The 10878-nt window shown below is 45.1% G+C and carries 9 protein-coding genes; 5 read left to right on the forward strand and 4 right to left on the reverse strand.

The genetic code is table 11. The annotated features are described in order from the left end of the window. Positions 1–218 precede the first annotated feature (218 nt). Entirely contained in the window at positions 219–458 is a 240-nt protein-coding gene (locus ACUVJL_RS09115; protein WP_333125866.1) for a hypothetical protein, read from the forward strand. A gap of 71 nt (positions 459–529) precedes the next feature. Here ACUVJL_RS09115 and ACUVJL_RS09120 read toward each other — a convergent pair whose 3' ends face one another. Continuing rightward, a complete protein-coding gene (locus ACUVJL_RS09120) occupies positions 530–910 on the reverse strand; it encodes a GxxExxY protein (protein WP_445245548.1) in 381 nt (126 codons plus the stop codon). 155 nt (positions 911–1065) lie between these two features. On the opposite strand from ACUVJL_RS09120, the gene ACUVJL_RS09125 reads away from it, so the two are divergent. Together ACUVJL_RS09125 and ACUVJL_RS09130 are read left to right on the forward strand one after the other, a co-directional pair. Further along, positions 1066–3819 carry a valine--tRNA ligase gene (locus ACUVJL_RS09125; RefSeq protein ID WP_445245549.1) on the forward strand — a complete coding sequence of 918 codons (2754 nt, stop codon included), beginning with the start codon at positions 1066–1068 and terminating at the stop codon, positions 3817–3819. A gap of 803 nt (positions 3820–4622) precedes the next feature. Continuing rightward, on the forward strand, positions 4623–5120 hold the full coding sequence (locus ACUVJL_RS09130) for a hypothetical protein (RefSeq protein WP_445245550.1): 498 nt from the start codon (positions 4623–4625) through the stop codon (positions 5118–5120). A gap of 303 nt (positions 5121–5423) precedes the next feature. Here the strand turns inward: ACUVJL_RS09130 and crtB are convergent, their stop codons facing one another. After that, positions 5424–6353 carry a 15-cis-phytoene synthase CrtB gene (gene crtB / locus ACUVJL_RS09135; RefSeq protein ID WP_445245551.1) on the reverse strand — a complete coding sequence of 310 codons (930 nt, stop codon included), beginning with the start codon at positions 6351–6353 and terminating at the stop codon, positions 5424–5426. A gap of 91 nt (positions 6354–6444) precedes the next feature. Then, positions 6445–7818, reverse strand: a complete 1374-nt coding sequence (pds, locus tag ACUVJL_RS09140; RefSeq protein ID WP_333464784.1) for a 15-cis-phytoene desaturase — start codon at positions 7816–7818, stop codon at positions 6445–6447. 141 nt (positions 7819–7959) lie between these two features. On the opposite strand from pds, the gene ACUVJL_RS09145 reads away from it, so the two are divergent. Together ACUVJL_RS09145 and ACUVJL_RS09150 are read left to right on the forward strand one after the other, a co-directional pair. Continuing rightward, the gene (locus ACUVJL_RS09145; RefSeq protein ID WP_445245552.1) at positions 7960–8592 is read left to right on the forward strand and encodes a DUF6009 family protein; all 633 of its coding nucleotides are present in this window, start codon (positions 7960–7962) and stop codon (positions 8590–8592) included. 159 nt (positions 8593–8751) lie between these two features. Then, on the forward strand, positions 8752–9390 hold the full coding sequence (locus ACUVJL_RS09150) for a restriction endonuclease subunit R (RefSeq protein WP_445245553.1): 639 nt from the start codon (positions 8752–8754) through the stop codon (positions 9388–9390). 100 nt (positions 9391–9490) lie between these two features. On the opposite strand, the gene ACUVJL_RS09155 is transcribed toward ACUVJL_RS09150, so the two are convergent. Further along, positions 9491–10120: a TraX family protein gene (locus ACUVJL_RS09155; RefSeq protein WP_445245554.1), complete on the reverse strand. Its 630-nt coding sequence runs from the start codon at positions 10118–10120 to the stop codon at positions 9491–9493. Between the last annotated feature and the right edge of the window lie 758 nt (positions 10121–10878).

Genomic DNA, 10878 nt, shown 5'->3' on the forward strand with positions numbered 1-10878 from the left:
AAATGAATGAGGTAGAATGTTGGTATCATTATTGTTTTGGATAGGCAAGCGTGTAACAATTCTGCTGCCTATCTTTTTTTACCACAAGTAGGCTCAATCCTTACTAACTATGGGTTTCAGGCGGGTTGTCACCCCCCCAGGGTGAAATAATTAAAGATATTAAGAGGAATGAACCGCAGAGGGCGCAGAGGGCGCAGAGAGGAGAGGGATGAGAGGGTTTGTTAGGAGAGGATGAGGCGGTGGGTATGGCGGTATCTGTCGGGCGAATTGCGACGGTGAATATTTATCAAGGACAAGGTGTGGGCGTGGCGGCTGGTTTGGCTAGCAAGTTCGGCGTGCCGCTGAATTCGATTACTTCGAGTGAAACGAAACAAACTTTGGAGACTTTAACGGGAAAAACGACGTATTTGTCGGGGAGAGATACGAGTTATGGGGTGGATTATAAGGAGGTGAAATAATTAAAGATATTAAGAGGAATGAACCGCAGAGGGCGCAGAGGGCGCAGAGAGGAGAGGGATGAGAGGGTTTGTTAGGAGAGGATGAGGCGGCGGATTCCTTCTTTTAAAAAGCGGACATTGAAGTTGATGAGAATGGCTAGAGGATAACCAGTCATTTTGAGGTAGGAGATAACTTGAGCCTCATGGATAGGAAGTATAGTTTGGACTGACTTTAATTCAACAACGAGGGTGTTGGCAACCAGCATATCGTATCTGCCTTCCCCAACCACCACACCTTTATAGGTTACATTTACTGTAGGTTGAGGTTGAAAAGGAATTCCCCGGCGCGAGAGTTCTTCACGCAACGAATTCTCATATACCGCTTCCAAAAACCCCGGCCCCAACTCCTTATGAACCTCCATCGCCGCCCCAATCACAGCATAAGTCAACTCATTCAGATCATCTTCCAACACTCTTCTCTCCTCTTCTCAAACCAATAATCACAATCATAATCCAAAACCCTCCCCACACTCTTCCCTCTGCGCCCTCTGCGCCCTCTGCGGTTCAAACCTCTTCTCTTCCCTCTCCTGTGGCACAATCTTAATATAAAACCTGCACCCTCTCGCCAATGACCGCAAACCTACCCCCGCAATACGACCCCCAAGCCACCGAAGCCAAATGGCAAAAATACTGGGAAGACAACCAAACCTTCAAAGCTGACCCAGAAGCCGGCGGCGAACCTTACTGCGTAGTCATTCCGCCGCCCAACGTCACCGGCAGCCTCCACATGGGACACGCTTTTGAAGAGACGCTGATTGATGTCCTCGTCCGCTATCACCGCATGACTGGACGCAATACCCTGTGGTTGCCGGGAACGGATCATGCTAGCATCGCAGTTCAAACTATTCTCGAAAAGCAACTCAAAGCAGAAGGCAAAACTCGCCACGATTTAGGCCGAGAAAAATTCTTGGAACGGGCCTGGGAGTGGAAAGCTGAATCGGGCAATACTATTACTAATCAATTACGCAGTTTGGGCGTGTCTGTCGATTGGTCGCGCGAACGCTTTACGATGGATGAAGGCTTATCCGCTGCGGTTTTAGAAGCGTTTGTCCGCCTGTACGATGAGGGGCTGATTTATCGCGGCAATTACCTGGTGAATTGGTGTCCGGCCAGTCAGTCTGCTGTGTCGGATTTGGAGGTAGACCAGCAGGAAGTTGACGGGCATTTGTGGCATTTCCGCTATCCTTTGACGGACGGTTCTGGTTATTTGGAGGTGGCGACGACTCGGCCGGAAACGATGTTGGGGGATACTGGGGTGGCGGTGAATCCACAGGACGATCGCTACAAACATCTTATCGGTAAAACTGTGACTTTGCCGATCGTGAATCGCGAAATCCCAATCATTGCTGATGAGTTTGTCGATCCGACTTTCGGAACTGGTTGTGTCAAGGTGACTCCCGCCCACGACCCGAATGACTTCGAGATGGGTAAGCGTCACAACTTGCCGTTTATTAACATTATGAATAAGGACGGCACTTTAAATGAAAATGCCGGAGAGTTCCAGGGACAAGACCGATTTGTTGCCCGGAAAAATGTGGTGCAGCGCTTAGAAATTGACGGGGCTTTGGTTAAAATAGAAGATTATAAGCATACAGTTCCCTACAGCGAACGCGGCAAGGTTCCGGTCGAACCTTTGATATCTACGCAATGGTTTGTGAAGATAGATCCTCTTTCTAAACGCGCTTTAGAAGCATTAGATAAAAGTAACTCGCCAGTCTTTGTTCCTGACAGATGGACAAAGGTTTATCGGGATTGGTTGGTGAAGCTGAAGGATTGGTGCATCTCCCGACAATTGTGGTGGGGACACCAAATCCCGGCTTGGTATGCTGTTAGCGAAACCCAAGGAGAAATTACTGACACGACGCCGTTTGTGGTGGCGAAAACTGAATCGGAAGCTAGGGAAAAAGCAACGGCTAAATTTGGTAATGACGTGCAGTTAGCAAGAGATCCAGATGTATTGGATACTTGGTTTTCGTCCGGGTTGTGGCCTTTCTCAACTCTGGGATGGCCTGACGAAACTAAAGATTTGGAGTTTTACTATCCGACAACTACTTTGGTTACAGGTTTTGATATCATCTTTTTCTGGGTTGCTAGAATGACGATGATGGCCGGACATTTTACTGGAAAGATGCCTTTTGATACTGTTTACATTCACGGTTTGGTGTTGGATGAAAACGGTCAGAAAATGTCTAAGAGTAAAAATAATGGTATCGATCCACTGCTGTTGATTGGCAAGTACGGTACTGATGCTTTGCGCTACACTTTGGTGAAGGAAGTGGTTGGGGCAGGTCAAAATATTCGCATGGAGTACGATCGCAAAACTGATGAATCGAAATCGGTGGAAGCTTCGCGGAATTTCACGAATAAGTTGTGGAATGCGGCTAGGTTTGTGATGATGAATTTGGAGGGACAGACGCCGCAGCAGTTGGGAATTCCTCACCCCCCCCAACTCGCCCTGACTGAGGGAGGGAGAGAAGAAGGGTTGGAATTGTGCGATCGCTGGATTCTTTCTCGCTATTATCAAGTTGTGCAACAAAGCCGCAATTGTTTGGAAAGTTACGGTTTGGGGGAAGCGGCGAAGGGACTTTATGAGTTTATTTGGGGCGATTTCTGTGACTGGTATATTGAGTTAGTCAAGTCTCGCTTGCAACAGGATGCTGAACCAAATTCTAAGAAAGTGGCACAGCAAACTTTTGCTTTTGTGTTGGAAGGGATTCTGAAACTGCTGCATCCTTTTATGCCACACATTACTGAGGAGATTTGGCACACTCTGACTCAAACAGGTGAGGATGAATGTCTGGCTTTGCAAGCTTATCCTGAAGCTGATATCTCGCTAATTGATGCTGATTTGGAACAGCAATTTGAGTTGTTGTTCGGTACAATTCGCACTATTCGCAATTTGCGGGCAGATTCGGATATCAAACCCAGTGTGAAGGTGACGGCGATTTTGCAAAGCGAAAGCGAGAAAGAACGACAAATAATCTCTGATGGAGGTGTTTACATTCAGGATTTGGCAAAAGTCGAAAATCTGACAGTTACTGCTAGTTTGGATGCAGATTTGGGACAGACAATTGCTGGGGTTGTCGGTACTGTGCAAGTATTGATTCCTCTGGCTGGGGTGGTCGATTTGGCGGCTTTGCGTGCTAAATTAGAAAAAAAGTTGAGTAAGGTGGAAGCTGAAATTAAGCATACTGCGGCGCGTTTGACTAATCAGAAGTTTGTGGATAAGGCTACTCCTGAGGTGGTTCAGGGGGCGAGGGATGCTTTGGCGGAAGCCCAAAAACAAGCGGAGATTTTGCGCGATCGGCTAAAGGTGTTTTAATAGTTGACTGGTGACTGTTGAGTGTTGACTGTTGAGTGTTGACTGTTGACTGTTGACTGTTGACTGTTTTTAGTTTAGTTATAGGGTGCGTGAGGGCGAAAAATCTTGGAATCCCAGTCAGGAACCTTAGCCTAAAGGCATAAGGCTTGAAAGAGAAATCTAGAAAGCCATCCTGACCAGCCTAAGTCCTTCGCGGACTACGTTTTTTGAGTCACGACACCGGGCGGATGCGTAGCTAGTCAAGAGCTCTGTCGCTGAGAGTTAAACAATCTTAAGGTCACTGAGATAGTGCTTTCAGCCTAACAAGCTCTTAAAACATTGGCGAAGTACAGACGACCTGGCAGGTCGTCTCTTCTACTCCTTCATGAGAACGGGACAACCATATCCCGACGGAGGGCAACCATACCCCTCCACCCCGGAAGGGGATTCAAATTAATGTAAAGCCGTCCTAAAAGGACGGGGTTTCAAACCCAATTTTCCGATGAAAATATTGACTCTCACCTACCGCTGGCGCTGCTAAAGTGGCCGGGGCGGGTTTACGAGATATTTATATCATGTCCGATCGATTAACCATAATATCCCGGTCGGGGCGGGTTTTTGAGATTGGAGATTGTTCGCAGGTATTGTTGGCTCACGGGCCCCTACAAAAATCGCGGTCGCTCGACCGGACATGATATTAGTTTCAGGCATAGATTGTTTGTAAAACCCCACCCTACGAACTCGCAAATCCTACAACAAATAACCAATCACCAATTACCAATTACCAATTACCAATTACTAATTACCAATTACTAATTACCCTCATGTTATATTTAGCAGAAGTACAAAATCAGGAAATTTTAGGGGAGATAAGTCTGCAATTGCTGGCTTGCCACACTTCTGATGATACTTGGGCTATTCTGACTGAAGAAAGTTTCTTGACATTACCGAAAGATTTTACTCAAAATCCAATTAACTCTGCAACTAATGTTTTAAATGAAGGGATGCTAGTATTAGCAGATATTGGAGAAAATAGCAAGGTTTTGCATATTCAAGCAGCTACAAACTGGGTGCTAGAATTAGTTGAGAAATATTTAACAACAGGCTTTACTCCAGATTTTTTGCAGCAAGAAGCCCAAAAAGCAGAAGGGTGGAGGCAATCTCTCACTTTGCAGAGTCAAGAATTGTCTCGCCGCTTGATTGAAGTTGAAGCCCGCCGGGAACAAATTCAAAACTTAGAAGCAAAACTCCAGCAGGAAAAGCAATTGCTTGAAAGTTCGATCGCCCAATTGAAAATTGGATCCGCTACTCCACAAATTTGACTTAAATTAACACAACACAGCTAGGAACACGGCACTGCCGTGTCCCTACAAATCTAATATGCACTTTCCTGGACATCATATAATATCGTTTCCGGCTGCATCGGAATGATAAATTAGAGGGCAATTCATGAATGATTTTTACAAGTCGCCACCTATCTCGGCGCAATTTTCAGTTGTTTGATTCACAGTCAACAGTCAACAGTCAACAGTCAACATCATTCCGGTGCAACCGGAATTGATATAATTTGTAACTTGACAAATACCCCTTACCCGTTGCCGAATCGCCAGCAATACGGGCTGCGACTAAAGAACTTTTGACTTCAGCCAAGCGGCGGGGAGACACAGCAGTTTCTGAGAATTGCTAACATAAGCCCGCTTCTGGAAAACATCGTACTGATTGCGTTCGATCGCATTTAAGATTCTGCTGTACAGCATAGTAGCCGCCCAAACAGTCCAGCGGATATCGGGACTGAGCACTTTAATTCCGGGCTCGGCGCTGGCGTATAATTTGCGAGCTCGCTGAATTTGAAACCGCATCAATTCCCGCCAGCGGTTGTCAATTACACCGTTGAATAAATCTTCTTCGGTGTAGTTAAACAAGGCTAAGTCTTCTAAGGGAATGTAAATGCGGCCGCGGCGGGCGTCTTCTCCGACATCGCGCAAAATATTAGTCAACTGCTTGGCAATACCCAGGGCTATCGCTTCTTCTTTGGGAATTCTATTCCCCCAGTGCCAATTCCAGTTAGCAGCGGTGCTCGATTCGCCTACACCCATGACAGACATTGACATCAGCCCTACAGTACCCGCTACTCGATAACAGTAAAGATTGAGCTCTTCAAAAGTTTCGTAGCGGCTGCGGTACAAGTCCATTTGCTGGCCCGCAATCATCTCTCGAAACGGCCCAATGTCGATCGGGAAACGAGACAGCGTATCCACCAAAGCTACGTCGTAGTCGTCGTGAGGATGGCCGGCAAACACAGATTCTAGCCGTTTTTCCCACAGATTGAGGGTTTCAGGGGTCGTTGCATCAGAACCCGGCCCGTCTACAAGTTCGTCGGTGCGGCGGCACCAGACGTAAATCGCCCAAATCGCCCGGCGCTTGGCTTCGGGCATGAGTTGAGTGCCTAAATAAAAATTTTTGGCATAACTCGCGGTGACTTGGCGGCACAGTTCGTAGGAGTCATCCACAGAAGCCAGAGTTCTCATGCACTGGAGTTTTGACAGTTGCAGCATCCGAGAATAAGAAATTTAAAGATTAGAACTGATTTTCCCCCGTTTAGAAAACGGGAGATTTTTTACGTCTTTATGAAAAATTCTTAATTTTTCATTGGTTATTGGCCGTTGAAATAGCCTGCGCTGTCAGCTTACCAGAAAGCACGGCACCTTCCATACTCGCAAGATAACGCTGCATTGTATAATCCCCCGTTAGATAGAAATTGCTAATGGGAGTTGTTTGTGTGGGACGGCACTGCTGGCGTCCGGGAGTGGCTTTGTAGACGGAACGTGGGGTTTTGACTACGTGATATTTGAGCAGTTTGGCTGGTTCGGGGATTTGATCGGGAAAGAGTTTTTCTAACTCGACCATTGTGGCTGCGACGATATCTTCGTCTGATTTGCCTATCCAGTCTTTGGCCGGTGCTAAAACCAGTTCCAGCATGGATTTGTCTGGGTTGGCATATTCGCGGCAGGTGTTGCTCATGTCGGCGTAGACGCTCAGCAAGGGCGATCGCGAGAACAGCAAATGGTCGATTTCAGTTAGCTTGCGATCGAACCACAAGTGTACATTAATGACGGGTACTCCCTCCAAGCCTTCGAGCTGTTTGAAATAATCCATTTCGCCCCAAGGTTTCGGCATCATCAACTTCAGCGGGTCAACCGGCATCGCGGAAACGTAAATATCGGCCGTCAGAATTTCTGACTCTGCCCCTTTTACTCCCCGAATGTGGAAGCCGCGCACCGTGTTGTCATCGTTGAGCAAAAACTCCCCGATGGGTGCATTCAGCCGGACTTCGCCACCGCGTTCAGTTATGTAGTCTACCATCGGCTGGCACAACCTCTCCGTGGGGGAACCGTCTAAAAAGGCCATTTTCGAGCCGTTTTTCTCTTGCAAGAAGCGGTTGAGGGCTGTCAGCAGTATGGTTGCAGATATTTCGTGGGGGTCGATGAAGTTGAGCGCCTTGGACATGGCGATGAATACTTCTTTTTCGACTCTGGGGGGGACGTTTTGCTTTTTGAGCCAGTCGGAAAACGAGTATTTGTCCATTGCTTCGACATAGTTTTGACCCTGAAGCATGGCCGGAATCAAACCTATACCGAAGCGGATTTTTTCGGGCCAGGTGAGCATATCGTTGTTGCTCAAGATGGCTGCGACGCCGTTGAAGGGGGCGGGAAGGTCGGGAAAGTCAAAGCGGGAATAGGTTCCGGGGGTTTCCGGCTGATTGAAAATCATCGAGTGCTCTTTCCATTGCAGCCGGTCTTCGATGTCAAGTTCTTTGAAGAGTTGGAGCATATTCGGGTATGCGCCGAAGAAGATGTGGAGGCCGGTTTCATACCAGTCGCCGTCTGCATCTTTCCAGGCGGCGACTTTGCCGCCGAGTACGTCCCGACTTTCTAGGAGGATGGGGGTGTGGCCCGCGTCGGTAAGATATTTTGCGCAGGATAGTCCTGCTAAGCCTGCTCCGGCGATCGCAACTCGCATTTGATACTACTTGGCCTCTGTGTTCGCTTCGGTTTAATTATACTTTACAACTCGTTACATTTTTTGGGTTTTTGGGAAAGGGCAAAGGTGCAGGAGTGAAAATTACGAAGGCTCTCGGTTATCTTTGAGATTTTTTTTGCCATGCGTTTGCCATATAATGCCATGCGTGTTAATCTGATTATCATCGACATAGAGGTAAGAATTATGGGCGATTTTGTCAGAGACGAGACTTTACTACACGAAGCTAAAATTGTCTGGCTTGAAGATATCAGTAAAATGCCTTGGGTCCGAGAGATCGAAGTAGGGTTTTTTAGCAAAAAAGGGATCTCTAAAAAACTGCTTTCAGAGCTTCAGAAAGGTCAAATCTTAGTGGGATACGCAGAATTAGAAGACAATGCTCCTCCTCTGTGTGTTGAAGGAAATCGCAAGTATTTTCACAGGCGGATTTTCACACTTCGTGAAAATGACTATGAACTTTACAGAGTAGATGACCCGGCCACGGCAAATCATCCTACTGAAGCAGTAGAACCATTAAGCGTAGAACCCAAACTCAAGGGTTTACCTCCTAGTAAAAAATCACAAATAGCTGTGAGAATTCCTCGAAATCTTTTTAACAAGCTCAAAAGATATGTTCAGCAAACTGGTATATCTCAAACTGATGCGATAGTTAGCGCTTTAGCATATCATCTAGATTCTGTCGAAGATGTACCAATGATTCAGAGGCTGCTAGAACTTGAAAAAAGAGTTTCTGTTTTGGAAAGTAAGAGCTATTAGACCTCACCAATAATTATTTTGGGTAGCCTTGCCTACCCAAGCCTTGCTTTTCTTGGTAAGTCTAATAAAGGCAGGCAGTAGGCAAAACACATATTTTGAAGTTAGTCGATGGCCACCCGCTTACATAACCTGTATACACCCTAAACTTAGTGTGAGACTATGGTACAAACAATTAAAGCTCGAAATGTCACGATGTACGACTTGAGAACAAAATTTGGAATTGAGTTAGTCGAAGATGACCACTTATTTCGCGAGTGGCAAGATGATTTACCAGAAATCTCGGAAGCTGAAAAAGAGCGACTAAACAGAGTGAAAGCAAGTTACAGGAATTTGCTGGAACGTCCCCCGCTTCTCGAAAATACAGTCAAAATGGTAGTGCTTTCTCCATTTTTGGATTTAGCTGATTTTTATCTTGCTCCTTTTCACGTTACTTCCGAAAAATCGGTAGAAATTGTTGACGAGGATGAAGGAACTATTGTCAGGGGACAGTTGGATGTTTTGGCTTTGTTTCAGGAGTTTTGGGTAGTGGTTATCGAGTCCAAGCAAGCGGCGTTTTCTTTGGAAGTAGGCATACCGCAGTTACTAGCTTATATGTTAGCTAATCTGAGTGCCGATCGACCTACTTACGGATTGTTAATGAATGGGGCAGATTTTCTATTTGTCAAATTAGTTAAGCGGGAAACAGCACAGTACGCTTTTTCTCGGAAGTTTTACCTTTTCAATCCGGGGAATGATTTGTACAGCGTGCTGAGTATTTTGAAGCGCCTCGGTCAGTTGAATGTTGGCAATATAGTTTAGAAAGCGATCGCGCTTTTCTGGGGGCGATCGCTCAGAGACGCGGTTGTACTTCGCTTAAATAAAAAATCAACAATGAACTAATTAGAATCCCCAGTCTTATTTAGACAATTGTTCGCAGTGCCGCTAGCCCCCCAAGGTGTAGTGGGTAAAAATAATAGAAAAATCTTTTTTCTAAAGCCGTTGGTTTTTGGTCTTTAGAGGTATCGTAGTATGCCAGAACTAGCGGTGTGAATATGGCGAAAATTTGAATCGAGCTTTTGCAACTAATTGTATATGCGATATTTGCTATAGTCCAGCCGAACCACCAAAGGCGATCGCCTCCTCCTTTCCACCTAATCATCAATAGCGGGCAAGCCACTGCATACCAGCCGTAACTCACTCCTAAAATTTGAGCAGTTACTAGACCTGTGCTTAAAACTGCAATTTTGCGATCGAAGCGTCGGATGTAGCTCAAAGTTAGTGCTGCTACGGCAAAGCTAAACATGATGTTTAACTGCAAATTGCGAAAAAGTAACATATGAGGTCCTTGAGAAAGTACCCCAAATAATATCAGTCGAGTAATTAGAGGATTTTTGTCCCCCGGTCGTTTCCAGTTTTGAGCAAACACCCAACTAAACAACGGAAAACTGAGGCGGCCGATGATACGCATGGGTTCTGCTTCAAGCATCAATCCGATGTGGTCTATTAGCATTAGAGCTGCGGCCAACCATTTAATTTGATTTTGATTCATACAATTGATTCTCAAATTATGTTATTAAAAGTTCGTTTGTTGTAGTAATTAAATATTTTTTGACTTGACACAACTATTTACAAAATTTCGCTATCGCAGTATGTTTTATATGCTATAAAGTGCAGTTATTGAAGGTATTTTTAAATGTCGATACTTCGTATTTTATCTATCTTCACTGAAAAGAGTATTTGTTCTTATTAAAATTATCAGTACAATTAAATCTACTGTACTTATAATCTATCCTTAAAGCAACACCTAAATTAAAGAGAACAAGCTCTCTTTAATTTAGGTCTTTTAAAAAAGATACTTAAAAACACTGTTGTGTACTCCTTAAGGTAGATTTACCTTAAATTTATTGATTCGGATCAAATAATAATTGAGTTAATTTTGCTGACATCAGGCACACAGCCACACAGGTAGAAAAATATGCTTAAAAGTGATATAGCGGTTCTCAAAAAAGTGAGGTATGCCCTATGCCCTATGCCCTATGCCCTATGCCCTATGCCCTATGCCCAGTCGTACCTCATCTTTCTGAGAAAGGCTATAGCACTGCAATCAGTAGAAATGCTGTGAACCCGCTGCTCGTCGCCACCAATATTCCTACAAACATCCGAGTGAATATAGCAGTCCTAAATGAGTCGCAAAATTGTATAAATTATAATAATTAGGGAGTATAATAATACTTGTATACTGGAAATCGGCAAAAAAGCAATATGTCTGAGCAACACTATTTACAAGAATTAAGTGATTTTATAGAT

Origin of the sequence: Microcoleus sp. OTE_8_concoct_300 (assembly GCF_031383065.1) — a bacterium.
Taxonomy (GTDB): domain Bacteria; phylum Cyanobacteriota; class Cyanobacteriia; order Cyanobacteriales; family Microcoleaceae; genus Microcoleus.